This window comes from Adhaeribacter pallidiroseus (assembly GCF_003340495.1).
GTDB lineage: Bacteria > Bacteroidota > Bacteroidia > Cytophagales > Hymenobacteraceae > Adhaeribacter > Adhaeribacter pallidiroseus.
Map to the genome: position 1 here is coordinate 1,309,225 of NZ_QASA01000001.1, position 25,391 is coordinate 1,334,615.

A 25,391-nucleotide genomic window follows, 5' to 3' on the forward strand; every position below is an offset into this window, starting at 1 on the left:
ATGAGTGATATAGCCACCTATACCTTTTTGCCCTGGCTGCGGCAGGGTATCGCTAACCAGATTAGTGAAACTGTGGTCGGCTTCCGGGCCACGATTCCCATTGATCTGGAACTGTCGGGCGATAAAATCGGCGGCGGTACGCTTACCCGGCCGCCCATTCATAAAGATATTCAAATCTACGGCCCCGGTGATATTACCGGTCTGGACCCACGGGCAATCATTAAAGTAGAGCCCCGTAACTGGATTACTAATTTTGAACCAAACTACCTGCCTTATATCGAGTTCTACGACGAAGATCTGCCTTGGCGGTATTCACCGTTGAAAAATCCTCTTATACTCGAAGAGCCAAATGCGGAGAACCACCGGCTAACGCCTTGGCTGGCCTTGGTAGTACTGCGCGAAGATGAGTTTGAGGAAGGTAAAAATAGTAAGGATAGCCCCTTGCCGTTTATTATATTTACCGGTGATCCCACCACAGTGCTGGCGCCCGCCAATCAATTGTGGGCCTGGGCGCACGTGCACGTGAACCGACCTATAATCACATCAATGCTATCCACTGATAGTGATGCCATTCAGACCAGTCTGGCTACCAACCTCCAGCAAAATCCAGACCTGGCCTATTCCCGGTTAATTTGCCCGCGTCGCTTGCAGGCTCAAACGGCTTACTCAGCCTTTTTAGTACCGGTATTTGAATCGGGACGGTTGGCAGGTCTGGGCGAGAACCTTGGTAAAGTTACAAATAATGCACTCGCCTGGGGAGGGGGAGGGCCGTTTAACGAATATAAGTTACCGTATTATCACCGGTGGTATTTTCGGACGGGCACCGTGGGTGATTTTGAATATTTAGTACGCTTGCTGAAGCCCCAGCCGGTGGATAGCCGGGTAGGTGTCCGGTCGATGGATGTGCAGAAACCCGGGGCCAACTTAAAAGGAATAACGGACGAAGCCCTGAATGGAATTTTAAAATTAGGCGGCGCATTGCAGGTTCCCCGTATTATTTACACCGATGAGGAATTGGCCGAAGTACAAAAATACGAAAACTGGGCCCAGCCCTACCCGCATGCTTTTCAAACGAGTTTGGCGGCTTTTATAAACTTGGCGAACGATTACCAAGAAAAACCCGCCGCGGTAGCCAACGCTAACGAAGCCATAAAAGAGGAATCTGCTGTGGGAACTCCCGTTCCCGGCACTGAAAATTCTATTTACTCCATTGGCGATAACCCCGACCCGATAATTACGGCACCTTTGTACGCCCAGTGGCACGCTTTAACGCAAAGGTTGGAACCAAAACCTGCTGACAATCCCGCAGAAAATAAGGTTGATTGGGTGCACGAATTAAACTTAGACCCCCGGTGGCGGGTGGCCGCGGGCTTCGGCACCAAGGTAATCCAGGAAAACCAGGAGAATTACATGAAGTCGGCCTGGGATCAGGTAGGCGAGGTGCTGGAAGCCAATAAAAAAATCCGGGCAGCTCAATTGGCTAAAACCATTTCGCAAATCTGGTACTTCTCGCACCTGCAAAAAATTAAGGATAATAATATAGATAAATGGTTTACTCTAGCCTCGCCGGTGAGCAAGCGCATACTGGCCGAAGGTACCACGGTTTACCACGCCGTAAAACAAAGCAAAGTACCGTTAGCGGCTACTTCGGTAACCATGCGGAGAATTTTGCGGCCGCGGGGCGAACTGGTGAAACGCCTGCCTTTTAATGCCGATATTCGCCCGACCGCTATTATTAGCCGCATTAACAAAGGCGAAGCCACCGCCGCTCCCCCGAAAACTACGCCCGATGGCATCAATTCTCTACAAAAAAATGCCGAAGTATTACTACCAGACCGGATCGAAAAGTTTCAGCAAGTACTACCCCGCCTGATGAAAACGCTTCCGACTTACCGGGTCATCTGGAGTCAGCTGGGCGATCTGGTGCCCGTGTACCGCCGGGTAGATGAAGAAAGCCAGAAACGCAACGCCATGGCGCTTTTGGAAGAAGCGCAGGATGGCGACGTAATCGATAAGTTACCCCGGAGCCCCATTTTCCGGCTCTCCCGCCCAGACGAAGCTAACTTCCGGTTCGACTACGGGGGCGAGGACAATGAAGAAGCCCAGGAATTTAAAAAATCGCTGGTGGAGTTACATAAAGTGTTCCGGATTAGTGCTAAAGCCGGCGCCACCCGGGAAAAACCAGCTTTAAATATGGACAAGGTAAGTGACGCTCTTTTCGAAAGCATTAACCCGGCTTTAACCATCCCGCGGTGGACCTGGGGCAGCGTGCGGTTGCCCGAGCGCATCCGGACCGGATTAAAAGAGCAATTTGTAGAAGCCATGGCTTATCCGGAATTTGATCTGCCCATGTACAAGCCTTTGGTTGATTATTCTTCCGAGTTGTTCTTACCCAATATCAATCAACTGGCCCAAAACAGTATTTCGTTGCTGGAAACCAACCAAAAGTTTATTGAAGCTTATATGGTGGGCTTAAATCATGAATTTGCCCGCGAATTACTCTGGCGCGAATACCCCACCGACCAGCGGGGTAGTTATTTCCGGCAGTTCTGGGAAACCAAGGGCTACCTGAATCATGAAAACTTATCCCCCGAAGCGCTCAAGGAAAAATTAAGAGATATTCCCCCGTTGCATATATGGCCCCGTGCATCGGAACTGGGCGACCACGACCACCGGGAGGCAGATGGCGCCAAAGAGCAGGAAGTAGTATTGGTTATCCGGGGTGAACTCCTCAAAAAATACCCTAACGCCGTTATTTACGCCCACAAGGCCGAATGGGCCCCGAAAGATGATGGTACTATTGATCTGACCAAAGAAAGAAACCCGGTTAAGTTGGAGACCGAAAATTTGCCATCGCGGGAAGTTATTAAAACCCCGCTCTACGAAGCGAAAGTAGATCCCGATATTTATTTTTTCGGCTTCGATATAACGGCTTGCGCGGCCAAAGGAGGGGCGGGCAAACCCGACCAGCCCGTTAATCCGGCTTGTGCCGATGCCAATATACCCTGGGATGATCCGGGTTGGTTTTTCGTGATAAAAGAACGGCCTGGTGAGCCTCGCTTTGGGCTGGACATTGCCAGCGACACCCCCGTTACCAGCGTGCAGGTCTGGAACGATTTAAGCTGGAATCATTTAACGCCGGCGGTGCCGGAAAACGGGTTTATTCAAATTACTGCCGGTACTACGCCCATTCTGCTCCAGGCACCCACCAGCCCCGAGGATCAGGAGAAAAAAGAACAATACGACGAAGATAAAGCCCTGCAGTGGAACCTGAACATGAGTTCGGCCGAGCTGGCTTATGTTTTATACCAGGTTCCGGTGTTGGTGGCGGTGCACGCTTCGGAAATGCTACCCGACAATTAATTAAATCCGAAATAGGTATGCCAAGTTTTAAAGAAACAAAGCTGGACCTGCGGCAAATTGAGCAGCAACACGAAACGCAACGCCTCGCGGTGTTTCGGGCCAGAGAAGAGTTAAAAAAAATTAATCGGGAAAAAGCCAATCTCTTGCGCAGTAATACCACCAGCGAAGCCTATAAACTTTTGCTGGAGCGCGAACAAGCCATCCAAAATTCTTTACCGGAACTGGAAAAAAACTTGGCCGAAATTTTAAATAAGAAAAATTCTTTCCGGGAAATTTTTCAAACCTTAGCGGATCCGCGCCGGAATATCGGGCAATTTTCCGATAATTTTCCGATCCTGCTTTTTCCGGTGCGCCTGGAAACCCGATTTAAAAAAATAATGCTGCCCACGGGAGCGCCGCAACACCAACTCTGGGTGCGCATTTTCCCGGACGATTGCTCCATCGATACCTTTGATGGCACCCTGACGGAAGCCGAAGTAAAAAAAGTTAAAAATTATTGGATCAGTGTCTGGAAAGCCGGTCAATCAACGGATGCTGCTAGCCAGAACCACATCCAAAATTTAAAAAAAGGTGCCTGGCGCGAGCTGTTGGGCAACGGCCAGGCCGGACGCGCTTACTGGACCATTGGCCAATACCAACCTTTAAACCTTGCCGCTTTACCCCAGCGCCAGCGTACGGACGAAGTCATTCTGGTTATTCCCACAGAAGACCTGCCGACTGAGGAAGAACAAAAAGCCCTACGAGCCTACTGGAAAGCGGTCTGGGAAGCCAACAGCAATGCTCTTAATCGTCAGTCCGCTTTGGATGCCTTAGTGGCTGTAACGGGCAGCGAAAAAGCGCAAACCCTCCTGCAAACGTATATTCCGGCTAGTCAGGAGCCTCCAGCGGCCGGTTCTCCGGTGCCAACCGCGCAAGTAGCCTTTGTGCAATTCCCGAAAATGCAGGATACGGCTACCAAGCAACAATCCTGGTCGCAGGCCCCGCGCATTACCACCTTTCCGGAGCGTTTTGTGCTGATGGGCTATAAAAACAATACCGATGTATTCTCCAGCCAGGTGGGGCTGCCCGTGCCCAATCCGCTGATTATTGGCCCCGATCCCCTGGAAAACCTGGATGAAGTGCTGCAGGAGGCCTATGCCAACGGCGAAATTGGCGATAACACCACGGCTTACGAATCCTTGAAAGAAGAAGATAAAGTCGGGCTGTACGTGGCGTATTTGTCGAAAAAAGCCGATACGCGTTGGTTGTTTGATTTTGATGCTGCCGTACGGCAAGGTTTAGGTTTTAAAGTAGATTTAACCGGAGATCAATACCTGAATGGGTTTGACCGTTTACTGGTGCTGGGCGTAAAGCTGGGTTACGATGAAAAAGAAGGCCAGGAAGCCTTGGAATCGTTAATGCAGCATCATCATTTTGGCACCAGCGGCCTGGCCCTGCTTCCCCAGGGAACCCCCACCAACAATACCGAAACCAGTGGCTCGGGTTACTCCGGCCAGGATGACCCTGATGAAACCTTTGAACGCTACATTCTGGGTAATGCGGGGGATGACCCGGAAGACCGGCAACGGAAAAAAGACGGTCGCTGGTTGGCCGAAATGCTCGGCATTAGTGCGGAGGCTTCTACCCTGAAACAAGTGGCGAATTACTACCACACCGACCAAAGCGAAGCGCATGCCTTAAATACGGCGCTTTGGCCCGCTACCATCGGTTATTTTATGGAAAGCATGTTAACCCCGGTTTTTACCGAATCGGAACGCAACATTGCCCGGTGGTATTTTACCAATCACGTTATTGGCCGGGGCCGGGTTCCGGCTCTACGGATCGGTAACCAGCCCTACGGTATTTTACCAACGGCCGCTATTTCCCGCCTGAAATGGATCAGGCAGGAGGGAGGCATCCCCATTAGAGGTCTTGAAAACCGGATGCCCGTTATTCAGAAAATATACCAGCTTTTAAGCCAGGTGCGCCAGGATTGGACTGCGTTCCAGAACAACGTGGCCCACGTAGGAAAAACCGGCGATGCCCACCAGATTTTGCTGGAAGTACTAGGCTTGCAAGCCAGTTCGCTGGAATTTTACCAGCGGTACGCCGAAGGGTTTGTCCACCTGTATAATTACCTGCTGTGGTTTCATCCTTATTTAGGGAAAGTAGCCTTTGGGGCTTCGCTTTTTCAATCTTTAACGCCCCGGCAACTGCTCCGTAGATTGGGCTACGATGCCAATAATAACCAGGATCAACCACCCATTCTGGAAAAAGCTTTTTTTAGTAAGGCCAACGAGTTAAAAGGTCCTTTTATCGACGATCGGCCGCTTTCGGAAACGCAGCCCATTCGCGCCTACACCCCCGATGGAAAAAATTACCTGGAGTGGTTATGGGAAAACGCTTTAACCAACCCGGACCGGATGCGCATACAAGAAGGCTTTACCGAAAATAGGGTTCCGCGGGCCTTACTCTACCAGATGCTGCGGCACGCCTTAAATCTGTCTTTCTCCGATACGGGTCTCCGGCTGTACCGCCGGGCCCAGATTTTAAACGACAAGCAGATACAAGCCGCCCGGATCGATGCCAATTTTATTGGTTTTCCTTCTACGCAAGAAGAAGTGGGCAGTAAATGGGAATACCTGTTCCGGGCAGAAGAACGCATTGCCCCGGGAGGCATTACCGTAGCCCAGCACATTGCCGAAATTTTAAAAAAATCCGAACCTTCCTGGGAAGCCGGAGATACCCAGGATCTGGTGCAGGCGCTGGAGTACCTGGTAAAAGTACCTACCGCCCGCCTGGAACGCGCCTTTGCCGAGCACCTGGATTGCTGCACCTACCGCTTGGATGCCTGGCTGCTGGGCTTGGTAAATATGCAATTATTCGGGATGCGCTACGGCGGCGATTTTGAGTCAGTGGGGCCAGCCCGGCCGGGAATTTATATTGGCGCCTTTGGTTGGGTAGAAAACCTGAAACCTGATCCCCGAACCCTTACCCCAGCCGAACTGCCGGAAGAATTGCATAAAATTTTTAATGAAGGCGAAACTACCCCGCTGCTAAAAGACAGTACCAACGCCGGGTACATTCACGCGCCTTCGCTCAACCAGGCCGTTACGGCTGCCGTATTACGGAATGCCTACCTGGCCAATGCTTCTCCGACTAACCCCGAAGTCTTTAAAGTCAATCTTTCCTCGGAGCGGGTCCGGATGGCCTTGGGTATTATTGAAGGCATGCAGCAAGGCCAGAGCCTGGGTGCTTTACTGGGTTACCAACTGGAACGCGGTTTACACGACCGGTATGAGGAAGCCGAAGTAGATTTTTATATTTACGAATTGCGCAAAGCTTTCCCGATTGCTTCTAATCGCCTGGTAGCTACTGCTGTTCCAGAGAACGAGCAAGATTCAGTAACGCAAACTGAAGCCCGCAACGTGGTAGATGGCCTGGCCCTGGTGGAACATATTCAAAAAACCGGCAGTGTACATTATCCTTTTGATAAAACTTTAGAACCAGTTACTACGCCTGGTCAGCAAGCCGCGATTGATGCCGAGGTAGAACGAATCCGGAACATTAATGATGCTGTGGCTGACCTGGCTATGGCCGAAAGTGTGCACCAGGTAGTACAGGGCAATTACGCCCGGGCCGCCGGCACCCTAGATGCCTACAGCAAAGGTTCTTACCCCCAACTACCCGAAGTAGTGCAAACCCCACGCAGCGGTAAAACGCTAACGCACCGCGTGGGTATTCATTTGCCCGCGGCCGCCGTTGCTCCAGCGGGAGCTAATGCCCGGGTGCTGGCCGAGCCGGCGCTTAACGAATGGCTTGCTTCTTTGCTACCACCCGCTGTCGATATTGTTTGCCAGATTACTTACCAATTACCCAGTACCGAAGCTGTGAATCCGAACCCGGTTACTAACTTGGTGGTTAGTATGGCGCAATTAAATTTAGCTCCTTTGGATTTAATTTACCTGGTAGGCGGAGCCAATGAGAAAAGTTTAACGGCGCTGGATGATTACCTGTTGCGCTACCTGTATGCCCAAGCCGGAGAAACGCTCCGGCCCGATATCGACGTTAAGATTCAGTACGCCCCACCCGTGGCGGATAAAGTTACTTTTTTCGAGTTAGTGCCCTTTATCAATAGCCTTCGTTCGCTGGTGCTGGCCGCCCGCCCGCTGCGGCCCTCCGATATTACTTTGCCCAGCGAAGCCGATAAAGCATCCGATCAAACGATATTCCTGGATAGAAATCGTTTGGCCGCGCCTTTGGCCCAACTAAAAGCGACCATTACCGCGGGCGATGCGGCCGGCAGCGTACCTGATTTTATCAGCCTGATTCCCGCAAATTTAGCGGATCCTGCTGTCCAGACTACGGTGGTGCAATCTATTGATGATTATATTATCGCGTTTACCAACCAACTGCACCGGGTGAGTATATTCGGGATACCGCAGGCGGGTTACGGGTTTGTGTACGACCGAAAAAGAAGCCTATATGCCGCAATTTTTAAAAAAATACTAAACTACGCCAGTCGCTGGGAAGAAAATCTGTCGGCTTACGAAGATTTAGTAACGGCCCAGTTTGCCGCCGCTACCACCGAAGAAGCACGGTTTGCTATTTTGCAAAAAGCCGAGATGCTTATCTCTACGGCTTTTACCTTGCCGCTTCCGGCCGAGGCAGCCCAGTATAAAACCGACTTAGCCGCTGGAAAAGAAACAGCTTTCCGGGCCAAACTAGCGCTGATCCGGGCCCTGGTAGATCCGCCTTATGTGCTTACTTTATCGGGTCTCGCCACGGGCGTGCTGGCTCTAGCTACCACTTTGCCCAGCCTGGCTACCTTCGATTTAGTGCCTCTGGATATTGCCCCGGAAATAAAGCAAATTTTAATTTTAACGGAAGATATGTTGGTGCAGGCTCAAAAACTGCAAAAACTACTAACCGATAAAATTACCCAAATTGAAAATTTACTCGTAGAGCACGATAGCTTAGCCGATACGAACCGCCAGGCTAACTTATTAGCCCAGGCCGCCAAAATACTGTTGGGCGAAGATTTTGCCGTGTTCCCGGGCTTCCGGTTAAGTGCCTTGCAGCAAAGCGAATTAACGAATTGCTATACCGCAACTGACCAGTTATTAACGTATCAAAAAAATGAATTAGAAGTAAAAGTAGATTTTCCCGTGGACGACTGGCTCTACGGGGTAGCCCGGGTGCGCGAAAAAATAGGACATTGGGAAAATACCGTGATGTTAGCCGAAGGATGGCGGAATAGTGTGTCGCTCGACTTAACCCCACTGCAATTACCTTACCGGCCCGCTGACTCGTGGCTGGCCTTAGCTTACCCCGAGAGCTTGGTAATTGACCAGGATAAATTGTTGTATACAGCGTATTGGCCTAATTTTGACCCTAGCCAGCCGCAAAGTGGTATTTTAATAGATGAGTGGACGGAGGTTATTCCGGCTACCAAAGAAACTACCGGGCTTACTTTCCACTACGACAAACCCAACCACGAACCGCCCCAAAGTTTGCTGTTGATTACTCCCACGGAATTTACCGGTAATTGGCAATGGCCCGACCTGGTTGATGCCTTACACGAAACCCTGGATTTAGCCCGTACCCGCGCCATAGAGCCGGTTCAAGTAGATGGCACGCCTTATGCGCATTTTCTGCCCGCTACTGTTTCGGCGGTAACGGTGCATCCGGCTACCATTGCCCTGAATTACGCCATTAACAATAACTTAAGCACCGATTAATATGGCCGAAAAAATCATTACCCAGTTAAAATTCCCGGCTACCGTTACCGCCTGGAACCGCATCGAAGGCCGCCCTCGGACCGAAGATTTTGACCGGGCCTTAAAAGCCGAGGTGCGCGATGCGCTCTGGATGGTGTCCCGGCAGTGGCAATTAGGCGAATTCATCGGCGACGATGCCGGTTCCCCGGTATTTGCCAAGGTACACATGAAAACCACCGCGCTCACTAAATACCAACCGCAAGCTGGTAATACCCAGGCCATGCCATCTAGTGTCCCTTTGGAAGTTAAAGTCGAAAATCAACCCATACCTTTTAAGCTGGCTAAGGAAATAGCTTCGCTGGATATACGGCTGCTCATGGGGCGGCAATGGTTTAAATTACTTGGTGTAGAAAATCTGGCTGCGGACACTTTGGCCGCTGCCAAAAGCGATTTTGTGACGCAGTATGCTATTGCCCGACCCGATCCGGAGAATGTGGATGATGCGGCTCTTTGTGCGCACCCGCAGGTCTGGCAGCAGTTTGCAGCGGTGGCTGGTCGTCGGATGGATGGCTACGAACTATATCAATATTTAAAAAAAAGTAGTACCAACCATGCTTCCGATAACATCAGCAGCCTGACGGATGCGACCGACCAAACGAATGTAGACGATTTGGCCAAACGATTTATAAAATGGTATGAACAGCTGTACTACCAACCCCTGGCGCAGGAGAATCCTTCCTGGAAACCCAGTCACCTGGAGCATCAGTTTGCCTGCTCCGCCCCCCAGGGTGCCACTGAGAAAGTGTTAATCGCCGACGAATACTACCACGGCCATTTGGATTGGTACAACCTGGATATCAACCCCGAGCAAACTCCCTTGGGTACCGTAGAAGAAACCATTCCGGACGTAGAACAAGCTACCACGCTTACCTTTATTCCGTCGGGCATTACTTTTGCCGGCATGCCGCACACCCGGTGGTGGCAATTTGAACATTCCAAAACTAATTTCGGCGATATCAAACCCGATACAACCGATCTGAACAAACTCATGCTGTTGGATTTTGGGTTGATGTATGCCAACGACTGGTTTATGGTGCCGTTTACCTTGCCGGTGGGCAGCATAGCGGATGTAGCAGGTTTAAGCGTAACGGACGTTTTCGGAGAACGGTTCTGGATTGAGGCGGCCGGTAGTGGTTCGGATGAAGATTGGCAGCGCTGGAATATGTTTAGTTTGAGTATTCGTGGCAGCCAGGACGTACCCGCCGATAACAGCCTTGTACTGCTTCCCGCTGCTCCTAAATTACTAGAGGCTAAACCTATGGAGCAAATTTATTTATTGCGCGACGAGGTAGCTAATATGGTGTGGGGCGTAGAAGCCCAGGTTCCGCTAGCTACTGGCAAAAACAAACCCGGCAAAGAAGCAGCCCTGGAATTAAAAGCCAAATACCAGCAATTTATTCCGCCCGTAAAGCAACCCTTGCCCCTGGAAAACGACGGCAGCATTCGGTACCAGGTCGTAAACAGCGTGCCCGAACACTGGATTCCGTTTGTGCCGGTGCATCTGCCTGACTCGAACCGGCAAATTCAATTACAGCGCGCCGCTATGCCCCGCATTCTGGAAGGAGATCCCAATCTGCCTAAAAAAGTAGAACCCCGCACTTCCATTCTGCGGCAAGGGTTAGATTCCGATTCGCCTAAGCCGTATTTTCTGCACGAAGAAGAAGTTACCCGGGCCGGTACCCTCATCTCAAAAGCATTCCAGCGGACGCGCTGGTACAATGGCCGGGTGTTTACCTGGGTAGGCATGCGGAAGCAATCCGGACGGGGCGAAGGATTCAGCGGATTAGCCTTTGATCAGATTTTTCCGAAAGAAAAGCAAAGTGGTGTATAAGTATTAGGAATAGAAGTATTTAGATGCAGAAGAGAAGTGTTGGTTCTAACATTATTTTGTGGAGCCTTTTCAAGTCTCCACGCGTTGGTGCTATCTTATTTGACAAGTAGCCAGTTTGCCTCGTGGCCGGCGGGCCCCGTTTGGCTCTTCCGCACTCGCTAGCCTTCCTTTCCTCGCTCCGCTGCGGAATGTGGCTATGCCACACCGGAACCCTAGCAGGTGCTCCACAGCCAAACTGACGTAGATTGCTTTTAGCTGCGGCTTTTCGGGTGCACCAATACTATGGACTACCATGGCGCGGAAGTTACTTCTGTGATCAACCTTTCTACTTCCATAGTTTTTCTGAAAAGCCTTAACAGTTTAAAAACTTACTAGTTTTAGAAGAAAAGACATCGTTTGATTGTAGATAGATGCTCCTACTTAATTCCAACAGCTTAAATGACAATACGTAAATTCGTCAGTCGGGAGACTGACTTATGTCCAAAAGGCACCAGTGACGCTGCGCTGAACACTTGCGCCAGGATCTGTAGTATTTTTTTAAATTTTTTCCATCCTACCGAGTGCGCCAAGAAAGCCGCAGCTAAGAAAAGATGACATCAGTTTGGCTGTGGAGCACCTGCCAGGGTTCCGGTGTGGCATAGCCACATTCCGCAGCGGAGCGAGGAAAGGAAGGCTGGCGAGTGCGGAGGAGCCAAACGGGGCCCGCCGGCCACGAGGCAAACTGGGTACTTCCCAAATAAGATAGCACCAACGCGTGGAGACGGGAACCGGCTCCAAAAACCAGCCGTTATAAAACGCATTTCCTCTTTATGGCAGCTTCTATTTACTAATTGGTATATTAGTATTTTAAAAATTAATTTAGCCGATGGCTATTGTTACTTCCCACTAACCTCCTGAAAAGCCCGCAAATACTTATCAATATAAAATTGTTTGGATTTTGTTTTGTACTGCATCACGAAACGAGGATGCTCCAGGGCCACAATGGATTTAAAAAACTGCTGTTCCTCATTGAGTTTTTTTAAAAATTTTTCGTTTTTACCGGTGCCAAAACAAAAGCATACATCGGTGTTAATGCCAAAACTAATTTGTTTTTGAATGCTTTCTACGATAAACGGGTAAACCGCCCGGGTAAGTTCAGGGTGGTCGTAGTAGTTGTAGTTTACTTCTTTTCCGTTTTTGCCAGTCGCGGTAAAACCCAGCGGACAAATAGAATTAATATAAAATTTCTGGTAAAAAGCTTCGGGTCCGCCGTAGGCATTCACCACGTCGTACACAAAAACCGACGAAACCTCGTGGGTTTCTTTGCCGGAGTACGCGATGCCGCATTCGGTTTGCAACCGTTTCGGATCGGTGAAAGGCACGCCCGTTACCCCGCCGCCAAACCGGCCCGGATTGATGCCCAAAATCATAAAGCGGTTATTATAGTCCGCGTAGTACTTGTGGTAAAAAGTAGCGGATAGCGGTAGTATGTCTTTATTATCCCGAAAAGGATTTAAGATGCTGATGCCCGGCGGGAGCTGACCGGTAAAGTGCAGGTTCGTATTAAAGGCGATTACTTTGTCGGCGAAGGTGCGCATAGAAGTAGTTATACGAATTTTTTTAAATTTTTCTGTTTCCGAACGATTGTTCCGGGTGAAAACATCCCGAAAATACGGTAAGATTCGATTTTAATTTTACTATAATACGGTTTCTGTAAAAGCTTCTTTTCCGGTAAAAACAAATAATCAGCCTAAACTTCTATTTAACCACCATAAGTTTTTCTCAGATTGATATATTTGTGTTGCAACAGGAAATGGTGTCTTCCTGCCTCAACCGCTCACAAAAGAGCTGATGGCGCCTGCAAATAAAATAAAGGAACGTGTTATTTGTAGCCATGCGGCAATTTTTAAAAAAGGGAGAGCCAGCGTTGGTTTTTCAGCACCTCGTAAAATGGACGTTGATAGCTTTACCCATGGCCTTGGGAGTAGGTTCGCTGGTAGCTTTATTTCTCTGGTTATTAGAGGAAGCTACCAATCTCCGGTACCAATATCCGGCTCTGTTGTATTTGCTGCCCTTCGCCGGTGTGGTAATTTATGCGCTTTACAAGTATCTGGGACAAGGTACCGAAGCAGGAAATAATTTAATCCTCGACCAGATTCACGATCCCAGCGGGGGTATACCGTTCCGGATGGCGCCTTTGGTATTGCTTACCACCATTGGCACGCATTTATTTGGCGGTTCGGTCGGCCGCGAAGGAACCGCGGTCCAGATAGGCGGTAGCATTTCTTACTACGTTGGTAAAAAATTTAAACTTAACCCAGCCGATATTCAGATAATTGTATTGTGCGGTATGGCGGCGGGTTTTGGCGCTGTGTTTGGTACCCCGGTTACCGGGGCGGTATTTGCCCTGGAGGTAATTGCCATTGGGGCTATCCGGTACCATGCTTTAGTTCCGTGCTTCATAACGGCGGTTCTGGCCGATGCTGTTTGTTCAGCCTGGGGCATCCAACATACCCAGTACCAGATAAATTTTCAGAAAACAGCCTTTAACCTTACTTCTTTTCTACGCAGTGATTATTTATTGCTGATTAAGGTAATCGGCGCCGGCGTAGCATTCGGACTGGTAGCCCAACTTTTTGCCCGCGCCACGCACGCTATCCGAAATTTAAGCAACCAATACATTTCCGTTAAGTGGCTTATTCCGGCGTTGGGTGGTGGTATGATTATAGGGCTTACCTTTTTGTTAGGAACCCAAGACTACCTGGGCCTGGGAGTAGTGCCGCCGCCCAACGGTACCGTAAGCATTACTACCGCTTTTGAACCAGGAGGAGCCACTACCTTTAGCTGGTTCTGGAAGCTGTTATTTACGGCCATTACTTTAGGTGCCGGTTTTAAAGGCGGCGAAGTTACCCCGCTGTTTTTTGTAGGCGCTACCTTGGGCCATACCTTGGCCGTACTTACCGGCGCCCCCATCGACTTAATGGCAGGCTTAGGTTTTATTGCTGTTTTTGCGGGGGCCACCAACACGCCTTTGGCCTGCACGCTGATGGGCGTAGAGTTATTTGGCGGAGCTCCTATTCTGTATTATGCGGTAGCTTGTTTTACCGCCTATTATTTTAGCGGACACCAAGGCATTTATGCGGCGCAACGGCTGGCTACTCATAAGTTTTTACATTCTTCCGGGAAAGAGGAAAATTCCGGAAATAAGGCTGCGGGAAAATAAAAAATTTAAAAAATAGATTTTACATGTTGTTTCAAAACTAGTACCTAACAACTAAGCGGTTTTCTGGTTATCCGGTTGGCTTAGGGGATTGGTTCAATTAATAAGTTTTACTTTCGGTACTGGTTAAACATTTTTTTAATTTTTAAACGAACAAGCTACCTATGCGAACTTACCTGATGCTAGTTCTTTTTCTTTCTTCCTGTTTTTGGCTGGCTTGCCAGTCGGGTTCAACCAACCAGGAAACTGCTAAAACAAAGCCGGAAAAAGCGGCGCAAGAATTTGTTGACCGGGCTATCACTACGCACGGTGGTAAAAAATTCGAGAATTTAAAGGTAGCATTTGATTTCCGGAACCGGCATTATGAAGCTATCCGGAAAGGCGGAGCATATACCTACACCCGTTCTTTTACCGATTCTACGGGCCAGGTGAAAGATGTTTTAACCAACGATTCTTTTATCCGCACCATTAACGACCAGGTGCAAAAACTGCCCGAAGAACGGGTAAAAGCTTTTACCGCATCTATAAACTCCGTTATTTATTTTGCCTTGTTACCTTTCGGGTTAAACGACCCGACCGTAAAAAAAGAATTACTCGACACGGTTAATATTCAGGATGCATCTTACGCCAAAGTTAAAGTTGCTTTCAAGCAAGAAGGCGGCGGCACCGATTTCCAGGATGAGTTTTTGTATTACATCAATCAAAAAACCGGCACCCTGGATTATTTCGCGTATACCTACGCCACCGAAGGCGGCGGCATTCGCTTCCGCCAAGCCATTAATCCCAGAATGGTCGGCGAAATTCGGTTTCAGGATTACGTGAATTATGAGCCCACCGACACCACTAACTTTGATTTCTGGCAGATCGAAAAGCAGTTTACAGCCGGAAAGCTGAAAGAATTTTCAAAAATTGAGTTGCAAAATATTCAGGTAAGAAATAGATATTAGTTGTTCATTATTCGTTATTAGATTGAAGATTGGGTAAATGATATAATATTAGATCAAACAACTATTAACGAACAACGAACAACCAACGCTCATGCCCGAAGGACCGCGAATTGCTTTTTTAAAAGAACAGTTAGATCAATTTGTCGGGCAACCGGTGGTAGAAGCCCAGGGTACCGCTAAAAATATTCCTTTTCCTTTATTACCAGAACAAACCTTAACCGAAATTAAAACTTTCGGGAAAGAACTGTTACTGTGCTTCCCGGATTTTGCGTTACGCATTCACCTGCTGTTTTTTGGTAAATACGCTCTTAATGCCGAGTTAAACCGCGAATTGCAGTTGGGTTTAACCTTTGAATCAGGAACCATAAATTTTTACGCCTGCGACTGCCGGTATATTTCCGAACCCCTAGAGCAACTGTACGATTGGACCACCGACGTGCTGCACCCCAGCTTTGACCCCGATAAAGCTTTACAAAAACTGCTGCGTCAACCAAAACAACTGATTTGCGATGCTATTCTGGAACAATCCATTGTAGCGGGAGTTGGCAACGGCATTAAAAACGAAGCTTTGTTTCGGTGCCACCTGCACCCGGCTAGTGTCGTCGGCGAAATCCCGGAACCTATTTTAAAAAACCTCGTCCGGGCTTGTGTTACTTTTAGCCAGGAGTATTTATCCTGGAAGCAGGAAAATACGCCAACCAAAAACTGGCAGGTTTACCAGCGAAATACCTGTCCCCGGGATCTGGTTCCTTTACGAAAAGAAAAACTCGGCAAAACAAAACGTTCCTGTTATTTCTGCGAGAAATGCCAGGAATTGTATGCTGCTTCTTTTTAAAATTTTATCTCGCCACTGGTAATTCTTGGGGTATTAGGCCATAATCCTGCTGGTATTTGGCTACGGCTAACTCTTTGGCTTTGGCTTCAAACATAATGTCTACTTCTTGATTATACGTTTGCACCTCTTCGTACAAATAATCGGCGTGAGCGGTAGCTACGGAGCTAGGGTCTTCGTACTTTTTCTTGGAGCTAGAATAATGCACCACCGGGGTAATATCCGGGGGCCAGGTACTAATGGCCGCCATTAACGCTTCTTCTTCGCTGAAGCCACCCGTGCAGAATTGGTGATGAAAATAATCGAAGGTAATGGGTACCTGGGTTTGTTCGTGCAGCCACCATAAATCGGACACGCTAAACATATTGGCTTTATCGTCGTTTTCTACGGCTATTCTTTTCCGGACATTATCCGGCAAACGCTGGTAGTTATCGGCAAAACGGGCCAGGGCCGATGTTTTATCACCGAAAGCCCCACCCACGTGGATGTTAATTTTGGCATAAGGCGAAGTTGGTAAGTTCAGCAAATCCATGACTACGGCGTGCTGGTTTAGTTCGTGAAAGGTTTTGGTGAGCACACTTTCGGAATTAGACGCTAACACGTTAAACGGTCCGGGGTGGTAAGTTAGCCGCAAGCCACTTTGCGCCGCTTTTTCCCCGCAGCGTTTTAAGATCAAACTTATAGCTTCAATATCGGGTAAGTCTAAAACCTGGTATTGGCTCATCCAAGGCAGCATGTCCGAACTCATCCGGAAAAACAAGATATTATGCTGAATATTCCAATCGAGTACTTTTTCAAAATCGGTAAAATTAGCCAGCGCCAGCGCCGAAGCATAGGGTACGCCTTTTTCCAGAAAAGTTCGTTTCATCATCGAACGATTTACCTGAATCTTCTCAGCCGCTAAAGTTAAATTAATGGAGGCATAGCCAAATCGCATACATCTAATGGTTAAATTTTTTGAGCCAGATTATAAAGTAAGGTTTAATCCGGAGGAGGCATTTACGTAAACCAGGCTGGTAAAGACAAGGGAGATCCTTATTTTTTAAAATTTAAATTAACAGCTTATATTCTTGTTTTATTTAAAACTGCGTATAAGTTACCCGCCGGCAACAAGTCCCGGAAAAATGGGGAGGAGGAAGGAAAAAATTTAAAAATTTTAAAAAGCGCATCCGGAAATGCTTTGCCGGGGAACGATATTCCTGGATTTGCTCGAAAGAAATTCTAAAGCATTACTTTTTATTACGGCTTATCCTTAAAAAATTAAAAAAACACTATTTATTTATATGAAGCCTTACGTTATTTGCCACATGCTGGGATCAGTGGATGGAAGGATTAAACAAGACATTTGGGGGTTTAAAGATCACCACAAATATTTTGAAGAAACTGCCGAAAAAATTCCGGCCGATGCCTGGTTGGTAGGTCGGGTAACCATGCAGGAGTTTTCGAGTAAACAAGAATACACCTTACCACCCGCCACTGCAGATGTACCCAAAACTGATTTTGTGGCCGACCAACCGGAAAAATCCTTTGCCGTAGTTATTGACCCCGCCGGTAAATGTTTCTGGGATACCAATATGGTTTCGACGGAGCATGTAATTGAAGTTCTCACGGAGCAAGTACCCCCTAATTACCTGGAGCACCTGCGCAGCAAAAACGTGTCTTATATTTTCGGAGGCCAGAAAGAGTTGAACCTGGCCCTGGTTTTACAAAAATTACACGATCTTTTTGACATTAAAACGGTGCGCATTGATGGCGGTGGGCACGTAAATGGATCGTTTCTGAAAGCCGGTTTAATTGATGAATTCAGCCTGGTGCTGGCGCCCGTGGCCGATGGTACAATTAACTCGCCCACCGTTTTTGAAGCAGCAGAAGGTTACGGTAACCGCCAAGCCACGCAATTTAAAATTAAATCGGTAGAACAGATTTACGAAGATTTTCTTTGGATTCGCTACCAGGTTGTTAAGAATACCGAGGCAGCCCGCTAATAGGTTGTTAGCCATTAATATTCAAAATATTTAAAAATAATTTTATGAAAGTTGCATTAATTGGCGCTTCCGGTTTTGTGGGCGCCGCGGTTTTAAACGAATTAATTCAAAGAGGCCACCAGATTACCGCCATTGTCCGGAATCCGGAAAAAGTAAAACCATCAGAAAACGTAAAGGCGGTTAAAGCGAATGTGTTAGAGGAGAACGAAGTAGCCGAGGCGGTGAAAGACCATGATGTGGTGGTAAATGCTTTTAATCCGGGCTGGACCAATCCGAACATTTACGAAGAAGCTTTGCGGGGTGCGGAAGCCATTCAGAACGGCGTGAAAAAAGCGGGTGTAAAGCGGTTATTGGTGGTGGGCGGAGCCGGGAGTTTATACGTGGCTCCGAATATGCAGTTAATTGATACCCCGCATTTCCCGGCCAGCTTTAAAGCCGGTGCTTCGGCTGCCCGTGATTACCTGAATATTTTAAAAAAAGAACAAGATTTAGAGTGGACATTCCTGAGCCCTGCCATTGAAATGCACCAGGGAACTTCGGGCGAGCGCCGCGGTACTTACCGTTTAGGTTTAGAAAACCCGGTTTATGACGAAAACAACCGCAGCGTTATTTCGGTGGAAGATATGGCCATTGCTATCGTGGATGAACTGGAAAATCCAAAGCACATTCGCCTGCGTTTTACGGTGGGGTACTAATCGTAAGCCAGTATATGTTTTTAGGAGCTTTTTTAACTATGCCAAGTAATTATTGAATTATATAACATTTTTGTGCAGGAAATTACAGTAGCTAGTAATTTTTAGCTACCAGACAAAGTTTTTTTGTGGAGCCTTTTCAAGTCTCCAGGCATTGGTGCTATCTTATTTGGACAGTAACCAGCTTGCCTCGTGGCCGGCGGGCCTCGTTTGGCTCTTCCGCACTCGCCCGCCTTCCTTTCCTCGCTCCGCTGCGGAATGTGGCTATGCCACACCGGAACCCTGGCAGGTGCTCCACAGCCAAACTGGTGTCAGTTGCTCTTAGCTACGGCTTTACCTATTTAAAAATTTTTATCTTAAAATGTTAGAGTAGCACTATAACTTCATCTTTGATTTATCAAATTCCTATCAAGCTAAGTAAATAAGCAAAAGGACAAATTAAAATAGGCATTCTTATGACAAAAACGCCAAGTCAAATCATTGATTATTAATTATGTATAACTTGTTTCGTCTTGATACGTGTGTCTTGTTACTTGTGTCCATTTACTTATGAACACAGAACAAGGTTTTTACATTCGCTTATTCTGGTGCTAGTCGTCGGTTATCGAAAATAATTGCTATACTATTCTTTTTTAAAGTTGCGCCAAAAAGCTTAAGCTACTGGCGACTGACATCAGTTTGGCTGTGGAGCACCTGCTAGGGTTCCGGTGTGGCATAGCCACATTCCGCAGCGGAGCGAGGAAAGGAAGACTAGCAGGTGCGGAAGAGCCAAACGGGGCCCGCCGGCCACGAGGCAAACGGGATACTGTTCAAATTAGATAGCACCAATGCCTGGAGACGGGAACCGGCTCCACAGAACTACGTCAAATTTAATAAAGCTTGATAGCACCAGTGCCGGGAGACTTGCTCCAAAGAAAAACTCTTGCTACTAAGTAAAACTTATGGCTTATTGCTACAATATGGTATTACAACTAACCCAATATTTTTTAAAACTCTTTCTAAGAACACAATTAGGTAAAGACTAAATTTTAAAATTTTCTTTTTACGGAACAAAAGGAATTTTAAAAAATCATACTTTAGAAAATTCTAATTTTTTTAAATTACTTAAGAGTTTGCCTCAACCCCTTGATATGAAAAATACTTTTTTTCTGTTGCTGCTCTTTGTTGGTTTAGCCCCGGTAGTGATCAGCCTAACAAAATCAAAACCGGTGCGCTTGTTTAATGGCAAAAACTTTAAAGGCTGGCAAGGCGACACCCTGCGTACCTGGCGCATCCAGGACGGCGCTTTGGTAGGAGGTTCTTTAACTGAGAAAGTACCGCACAATGAATTTTTGAGTACCACCAAAAGCTACTCCAACTACGTGCTGCGGCTTAAATTTAAGTTAACCGGTACCGAGGGTTTTATCAACGGCGGCGTGCAGTTTCATAGCCAGCGCATTGCTAAACCACCTTACGAAATGACCGGCTACCAGGCCGATTTAGGAAAAGGCTATTGGGCCAGTTTATACGACGAATCGCGCCGCGACAAGCTGCTCGCTACTGCCGATTCCAATCAGATAAAACAAATTTTGCGGCCCAACGACTGGAACGATTACGAAGTGCGGACCCAGGGAAAACAAATTCAAATTTTCTTAAACGGCAAGCCAACCGTGGATTATACCGAAACAGATCCGGCGATTCCGCAATCGGGCCTGATTGCCTTGCAAACGCACGGCGGGGGCAAAGTAGAAGTTTATTACAAAGACATTTTTCTGCAAGAACTGCCGCAAAAAACAAAGTAAAGCGGCGGACGCACCATTTTTCCGGTGTTTCCTTTAGTCGAAATTACTGCTTTTAAAATTGTATTTCTTTCAAAAATATCCCTACTTTAAAGGTTAAACCAAGTATTTGCTTCCTGAAATCCAATACACCGGATTATTCTTAAAAATTTAAAAAATAGCTCCAGACTATTATAATTCGATTGTAACGCGTTTTAATTCTTTTCTTATGAACCTATCCCGTTCCTTCTTCTTATTGCTGTTTGTTTTATTGCTAAGTACCTCCGTGGCCGGCGCTAGACCGGGTCTGCCCGGCGCAAAATTTAAAAAATTAGCGAAGTACGATCGGGAATATACCTTGCAAACAACCATTCTGGGCTATTTTGGCCCGGATGGCAAGCGTAATCCCGTGTTACAAGCCAAGAAAGGCGAATCGGTGCGCATTAAAATTGTGAACGGCGAACTCATGACCCACGATATTGCCCTGGAGAAAATAGGCGTAAAAAGCAAAGTACTCGTGGAAAAAGGGGATACGGCCAGTGTTGTTTTTAAAGCCACCCAGAGCGATACGTATTTTTGTACCATCCCCGGGCACAAGGCAGCCGGTATGGTTGGTAAGTTTGAAGTAGTATCCGAAATTGCCTCCACCGAAAAAGTAATTCCGGGCATAGCCCCGAAAAAAGCCGGTAAAGTATTAAACCTGAATTTTGAAAAAGGCACGCTGCAAGACTGGACGGCCGAAGGCGAGGCTTTTCAAAAGCCGATAGTATCGCAAGATCCATCGCCGGTGCACGAAAAAGACAGGAAGATTAACCTGTTGGGCAAGCATTTCGTAAGCAGCGGGGGCACTAAAAACTATAAATTAACCGGTACCCTTACTTCCGCGCCTTTTTTGGTAAACCAACCTTTTGCCGCCTTTCAAGTGTCGGGCGGGGCCTTACAGGATACCCGGGTAGAGCTCGTGCGCGCCGATAACAACGAGGTGTTTTTTCATATTACCGGCTCGGGCCGGGCTACTTTGCAACCTGTAGTGGTGGATTTGAAAGACGTCCAGAATAAAGAAATTTTCATACGATTAGTAGATAAAGAAACCGGCATCTCCACCATTCCTTACATTAAAGACGATACCTGGGCCCACATTAACTTCGATGATTTTCAGTTTTATGCTACCCGGCCTAATTTCCCGAATGAATTAAAGCCGGGCGATATTGCCATATTGCCACCCCTGGATCCCGTTTTGCACGCCGGCCTTTCGGGTCCGGAAGCCGCTAAAGCCATGACCATGGCCCCCGGCTTTACCGTAAAACTAGCCGCCTCCGAACCGCAGATTATTCGCCCGATCAGCTTTACCATTGATCCGCGCGGCCGTTTGTGGGTGGCCGAAGCGCATACCTATCCCGTGCGGGCTCCCGAAGGCCAGGGCCGCGACCGGATTTTAATTTTTGAAGATACCAACGGCGATGGCACCCTGGACAGCCGCAAAGTTTTTGCCGAAAATTTAAATTTAATCAGCGCCATCGAAGTAGGTATGGGTGGCGTATGGCTGGGTTCGGCTCCTAATCTGTTGTTTATTCCGGTAGATAAAACCGGCGACAAACCGGCCGGTCCGCCGCAAATTTTGCTGGATGGCTGGGGCCTGGACGATACGCACGAAATTCTGAATAATTTCCGCTGGGGACCGGATGGTTGGCTATACGGCACCCACGGCGTATTTACGCATTCGAAAGTAGGAGCCCCGGGTACCCCCGAAGATCAACGCGTGAAGTTAAACGCCGGCGTTTGGCGCTTTCACCCGACTACCAAAAAATTTGAATTATTCGCCGAAGGTACCAGTAACCCCTGGGGTATTGATTGGAACGATTACGGCCATGCTTTTATCACGGTTTGCGTTATTCCGCACATGTTCCACATGATTCAGGGCGGGCGGTACCAGCGGCAGGCCGGGGAGCATTTTAACAAATTTACCTACGATGATATTAAACAGTCCGGCGACCACGTGCATTGGGTAGGCGATCGGGGACCCCACGCCGGTAACTTTCGGTCGGATGCCAAAGGCGGCGGACACGCCCATGCCGGGGCGATGATTTACCTGGGCAACGAAAACTGGCCGAAGGCACTGCGCAACAACGTGTTTATGAACAACATTCACGGCAGTAAAGTAAACGTTGATCAGCTCAACCGGAAAGGTTCGGGCTACGTGGCCAGCCACGATAAAGATTTCCTGGTAACCAACGATTCCTGGTCGCAGTGGCTGAATTTTCGCTACGATCCGAGCGGTTCGGTATTCGCGATTGATTGGTACGATAAAAACCAATGCCACAGCTCCAACCCCGATGTGCACCAGAAAACCATGGGCCGGATTTTTAAAATCAGCCATGAATCCGATAAGTTCGTGAAGGTAGATTTAGCCAAGGCGTCGGACCTGGATTTGGTAAACTACCAATTGCATAGAAACGAATGGTACGTGCGCAATGCCCGCTTAATTTTGCAGGAACGTGGCCCGAACAAAAAAGTACACAAAGCTTTAAAAGAAATTTTAAAAAATAACCCCGACGAAACCCGGAAACTACGCGCCATGTGGGCCTTACACGTAACCAAAGGTTTTAACGAAAAAGAGTTAATGGCTTTACTCGACGATAAAAGTGAATATGTGAGAAGCTGGGCCATTCAGCTTTTAGCCGAAGATCAGAATTTATCAGATGTTGCTTTAAAACGCTTCGCTAAGATGGCCAAAACCGATCAATCAGCAGTGGTGCGCTTGTATTTGGTTTCGGCGATGCAACGTACCGCGCCGGAAAAAAGATGGGAAACTTTAGAAGCATTGGTGCAACACGAAGAAGATAAAGATGACCATAACCTGCCGTTGATGCTGTGGTATGCTTTTGAACCTACCGTAGTTACTGATATGAACCGCGCCATAGAGATTGCCCGCAAAGCGAAAGTTCCTTCGGTGTTGCCGTTTACCGTACAACGGGTAGCCGCCATCAATACTCCGGAATCTAAAAAAGCCCTGGAAGGTTTACAGCATCACTTAGGCCTGATGGACCACAGCCACGAAAATCATACGGTGCAGGCCTTGGTTAAAAAAGCTTTGGAGCCTAAGTAAAATTTAAAAAAAATGCATTTATCAGGTTTAAAAGAAGAACCAAAACAAAGCCCTTGTCTGTACAGGCAAGGGCTTTGTTTCTATAAACTATTTTATAAAACAATACCGGATTAGGGTACTAGGGCGCGAAAGTAACTTCCGTGCCCTAGTAAGAAGAATTACAGTGAGAAAATGTTGATTTTTTAAAATTTACGTTAACTCGGCCGTTTGACTAACGGCTTTTTTCACTGCTGGCGCTACAACAGTACCCAGCAATTCAATGGCGCGAAGAACTTTATCGTGGGGTAAGGTGCCTACACTAATGTGCAGCAAAAAGCGGGTATTCTGAAAGAGTTCGTAGTTAAACAAAATTTTATCTATTACCTGTTGCGGGCTGCCCACTAATAAAGAACCTTCCGGGGAGCGCATCATTTCAAACTGCGGCCGGTTCATGGGAGGCCAGCCGCGTTCCCGGCCAATCTGGCTCATCACGTACGCATACGGACCGTAAAAATCATCCGCGGCCTTTTTGGAATCATCACCGATAAAGCCGTGCGAGTTAATGCCCAGTTGCAGTTTCTTTAAATCGTGCCCGGCTTTTTGGTAGGTTTCGCGGTACAAATCAGTAAAAGGTACAAAGCGCTCCGGCATGCCCCCGATAATAGCCAATGCCATCGGTAACCCGTAATTAGCCGCCCGCACCACCGATTCCGGCGTACCACCCACGGCTACCCAAATGGGCAATTCGGCCTGGTAAGGGCGCGGGTAAACGCCCCGGTTATCGATGGAAGGCCGGTGGTGACCCTGCCAGGTAATCTTTTCGCTTTTATTTAATTTTATGAGCAGTTCTAGTTTTTCGGCGTAAAGCGTATGGTAATCTTTTAAATCATTGCCAAACAGCGGGAAAGATTCGATAAAAGATCCCCGGCCCGCCATGATTTCGGCGCGACCTTTCGACAATAAATCCACGTGGGCAAAGTCCTGAAAAACCCGCACCGGATCATCCGAACTTAATACGGTAACCGCACTGGATAACTTAATTTGTTTAGTTTTTACGGCCGCCGCTGCCAAAACTACCGCCGGCGAAGATACCAGAAAATCGGGCCGGTGGTGTTCGCCAATGGCAAAAACATCTAAACCTACCTGGTCGGCTAATGTAATTTCCTCCATTAGGTTGCTCATTCTTTGGTACGGCGGAAGCAATTTGCCGGTGCTAGGGTCCGGGGTATTTTCAACGAAGGTGGTAATGCCTAATTCCATAATATATGTAGGTACATTAATTAGTACAAATGAACACAAACATTTCAACTTACCCAAGTAAAATTAAGAAAGCCTGTACGGAAGAGAAACGTTTTTACTAAACCACCCCTAAAATATAGGGAGGCAATATCATATACGGGAGACACTCAAAAATTTAAAAAATTTTGATGGATTTCTGAATCTGTTCCAGCGAGAATGCTCTGGTTGCTGGATTGTCCATAAAAAAGGTAGCCCTGTTAGGAGCTACCTTTTTTTGTAGGGTAACGCAAAGCTTATAAACTGTGAATCCAGCTTTTTACATCCTGGGCTGCTTTGCCTATTTTGTCACCAATTTTACCAAACCACTCTTCTTGTTTTCCTTCGGAATACTCCAGATCATCGTCGGTTAAATGGCCATATTCTTGTCTGATTTTACCTTTGGTTTCGGTCCAGTTGCTACGGGCTCTTAGCTCAGCAGCATCATCATTAAAACTGTTATTTTCCATAGTCGTGTATTTTTAAGTAATTATACGGGGTGTATAAAAGTATGAACGGTATTTACCCGGATAGGTTTTACTACTTCGGTAGGTTTGCCATTTAATTTCCAGCGTACGGCTAATTCTTTTTGTATGGTTACGATATTAATAATTTAAATAATTGATGGAAGGGTGATAGCCCGAAAACCGGGTGAAGGTTTAAGTA

14 protein-coding genes and 1 riboswitch are annotated in these 25,391 nt (G+C 47.5%); of the genes, 10 read left to right on the top strand and 4 right to left on the bottom strand.

The genetic code is table 11. The features are described from left to right. The 3 genes from AHMF7616_RS05155 to AHMF7616_RS05165 are packed head-to-tail and all read left to right on the top strand — an operon-like array spanning window position 1 to window position 10,953. Complete coding sequence (locus AHMF7616_RS05155) at window positions 1–3,363, top strand: hypothetical protein (protein ID WP_115371914.1); 3,363 nt, start codon at window positions 1–3, stop codon at window positions 3,361–3,363. A gap of 17 nt (window positions 3,364–3,380) precedes the next feature. Beyond that, window positions 3,381–9,083 (top strand): hypothetical protein, encoded by a 5,703-nt coding sequence (locus AHMF7616_RS05160; protein WP_115371915.1) that lies wholly within the window; start codon window positions 3,381–3,383, stop codon window positions 9,081–9,083. A 1-nt stretch (window position 9,084) separates the two neighbouring features. After that, window positions 9,085–10,953, top strand: coding sequence for a hypothetical protein (locus tag AHMF7616_RS05165; RefSeq protein ID WP_115371916.1), 1,869 nt, complete (start codon window positions 9,085–9,087; stop codon window positions 10,951–10,953). An 875-nt stretch (window positions 10,954–11,828) separates the two neighbouring features. Here the strand turns inward: AHMF7616_RS05165 and AHMF7616_RS05170 are convergent. Beyond that, window positions 11,829–12,530: a uracil-DNA glycosylase family protein gene (locus AHMF7616_RS05170; RefSeq protein ID WP_115371917.1), complete on the bottom strand. Its 702-nt coding sequence runs from the start codon at window positions 12,528–12,530 to the stop codon at window positions 11,829–11,831. Between the two features lie 202 nt (window positions 12,531–12,732). Continuing rightward, a riboswitch (Fluoride riboswitch) is annotated at window positions 12,733–12,800 on the top strand. A 26-nt stretch (window positions 12,801–12,826) separates the two neighbouring features. On the opposite strand from AHMF7616_RS05170, the gene AHMF7616_RS05175 reads away from it, so the two are divergent. From AHMF7616_RS05175 to AHMF7616_RS05185, 3 genes are all read left to right on the top strand, one after another. After that, complete coding sequence (locus AHMF7616_RS05175) at window positions 12,827–14,155, top strand: voltage-gated chloride channel family protein (RefSeq protein WP_115375473.1); 1,329 nt, start codon at window positions 12,827–12,829, stop codon at window positions 14,153–14,155. Between the two features lie 161 nt (window positions 14,156–14,316). Then, window positions 14,317–15,099, top strand: coding sequence for a DUF6503 family protein (locus AHMF7616_RS05180; protein WP_115371918.1), 783 nt, complete (start codon window positions 14,317–14,319; stop codon window positions 15,097–15,099). A gap of 91 nt (window positions 15,100–15,190) precedes the next feature. After that, a complete protein-coding gene (locus AHMF7616_RS05185) occupies window positions 15,191–15,934 on the top strand; it encodes an endonuclease (RefSeq protein WP_115371919.1) in 744 nt (247 codons plus the stop codon). A gap of 4 nt (window positions 15,935–15,938) precedes the next feature. On the opposite strand, the gene uvsE is transcribed toward AHMF7616_RS05185, so the two are convergent. Then, complete coding sequence (gene uvsE, locus AHMF7616_RS05190) at window positions 15,939–16,868, bottom strand: UV DNA damage repair endonuclease UvsE (RefSeq protein ID WP_115371920.1); 930 nt, start codon at window positions 16,866–16,868, stop codon at window positions 15,939–15,941. Window positions 16,869–17,214: 346 nt separating this feature from the next. On the opposite strand from uvsE, the gene AHMF7616_RS05195 reads away from it, so the two are divergent. The 4 genes from AHMF7616_RS05195 to AHMF7616_RS05210 all read left to right on the top strand — a co-directional run bounded on the left by AHMF7616_RS05195 (window position 17,215) and on the right by AHMF7616_RS05210 (window position 23,471). Further along, window positions 17,215–17,916 carry a dihydrofolate reductase family protein gene (locus AHMF7616_RS05195; RefSeq protein ID WP_115371921.1) on the top strand — a complete coding sequence of 234 codons (702 nt, stop codon included), beginning with the start codon at window positions 17,215–17,217 and terminating at the stop codon, window positions 17,914–17,916. Between the two features lie 44 nt (window positions 17,917–17,960). Continuing rightward, complete coding sequence (locus AHMF7616_RS05200; RefSeq protein ID WP_115371922.1) at window positions 17,961–18,611, top strand: NAD(P)-dependent oxidoreductase; 651 nt, start codon at window positions 17,961–17,963, stop codon at window positions 18,609–18,611. Between the two features lie 1,127 nt (window positions 18,612–19,738). Next, window positions 19,739–20,389: a 3-keto-disaccharide hydrolase gene (locus AHMF7616_RS05205; protein WP_115371923.1), complete on the top strand. Its 651-nt coding sequence runs from the start codon at window positions 19,739–19,741 to the stop codon at window positions 20,387–20,389. A gap of 205 nt (window positions 20,390–20,594) precedes the next feature. After that, a complete protein-coding gene (locus AHMF7616_RS05210) occupies window positions 20,595–23,471 on the top strand; it encodes a PVC-type heme-binding CxxCH protein (RefSeq protein ID WP_115371924.1) in 2,877 nt (958 codons plus the stop codon). Window positions 23,472–23,660: 189 nt separating this feature from the next. Here AHMF7616_RS05210 and AHMF7616_RS05215 read toward each other — a convergent pair whose 3' ends face one another. After that, window positions 23,661–24,710 (bottom strand): LLM class flavin-dependent oxidoreductase, encoded by a 1,050-nt coding sequence (locus AHMF7616_RS05215; protein WP_115371925.1) that lies wholly within the window; start codon window positions 24,708–24,710, stop codon window positions 23,661–23,663. A 272-nt stretch (window positions 24,711–24,982) separates the two neighbouring features. Beyond that, window positions 24,983–25,195 carry a CsbD family protein gene (locus AHMF7616_RS05220; RefSeq protein ID WP_115371926.1) on the bottom strand — a complete coding sequence of 71 codons (213 nt, stop codon included), beginning with the start codon at window positions 25,193–25,195 and terminating at the stop codon, window positions 24,983–24,985. Window positions 25,196–25,391 lie beyond the last annotated feature (196 nt).

Excerpts from the sequence above, each read along its gene's own strand:
- uvsE (WP_115371920.1), bottom strand. The coding sequence starts at position 16,868 with ATGCGATTTGGCTATGCCTCCATTAATTTAACTTTAGCGGCTGAGAAG.
- AHMF7616_RS05205 (WP_115371923.1), top strand. The coding sequence starts at position 19,739 with ATGAAAAATACTTTTTTTCTGTTGCTGCTCTTTGTTGGTTTAGCCCCG.
- AHMF7616_RS05160 (WP_115371915.1), top strand. The coding sequence starts at position 3,381 with ATGCCAAGTTTTAAAGAAACAAAGCTGGACCTGCGGCAAATTGAGCAG.
- AHMF7616_RS05220 (WP_115371926.1), bottom strand. The coding sequence starts at position 25,195 with ATGGAAAATAACAGTTTTAATGATGATGCTGCTGAGCTAAGAGCCCGT.
- AHMF7616_RS05215 (WP_115371925.1), bottom strand. The coding sequence starts at position 24,710 with ATGGAATTAGGCATTACCACCTTCGTTGAAAATACCCCGGACCCTAGC.
- AHMF7616_RS05175 (WP_115375473.1), top strand. The coding sequence starts at position 12,827 with ATGCGGCAATTTTTAAAAAAGGGAGAGCCAGCGTTGGTTTTTCAGCAC.
- AHMF7616_RS05170 (WP_115371917.1), bottom strand. The coding sequence starts at position 12,530 with ATGCGCACCTTCGCCGACAAAGTAATCGCCTTTAATACGAACCTGCAC.
- AHMF7616_RS05155 (WP_115371914.1), top strand. The coding sequence starts at position 1 with ATGAGTGATATAGCCACCTATACCTTTTTGCCCTGGCTGCGGCAGGGT.
- AHMF7616_RS05200 (WP_115371922.1), top strand. The coding sequence starts at position 17,961 with ATGAAAGTTGCATTAATTGGCGCTTCCGGTTTTGTGGGCGCCGCGGTT.
- AHMF7616_RS05180 (WP_115371918.1), top strand. The coding sequence starts at position 14,317 with ATGCGAACTTACCTGATGCTAGTTCTTTTTCTTTCTTCCTGTTTTTGG.
- AHMF7616_RS05210 (WP_115371924.1), top strand. The coding sequence starts at position 20,595 with ATGAACCTATCCCGTTCCTTCTTCTTATTGCTGTTTGTTTTATTGCTA.
- AHMF7616_RS05165 (WP_115371916.1), top strand. The coding sequence starts at position 9,085 with ATGGCCGAAAAAATCATTACCCAGTTAAAATTCCCGGCTACCGTTACC.
- AHMF7616_RS05195 (WP_115371921.1), top strand. The coding sequence starts at position 17,215 with ATGAAGCCTTACGTTATTTGCCACATGCTGGGATCAGTGGATGGAAGG.
- AHMF7616_RS05185 (WP_115371919.1), top strand. The coding sequence starts at position 15,191 with ATGCCCGAAGGACCGCGAATTGCTTTTTTAAAAGAACAGTTAGATCAA.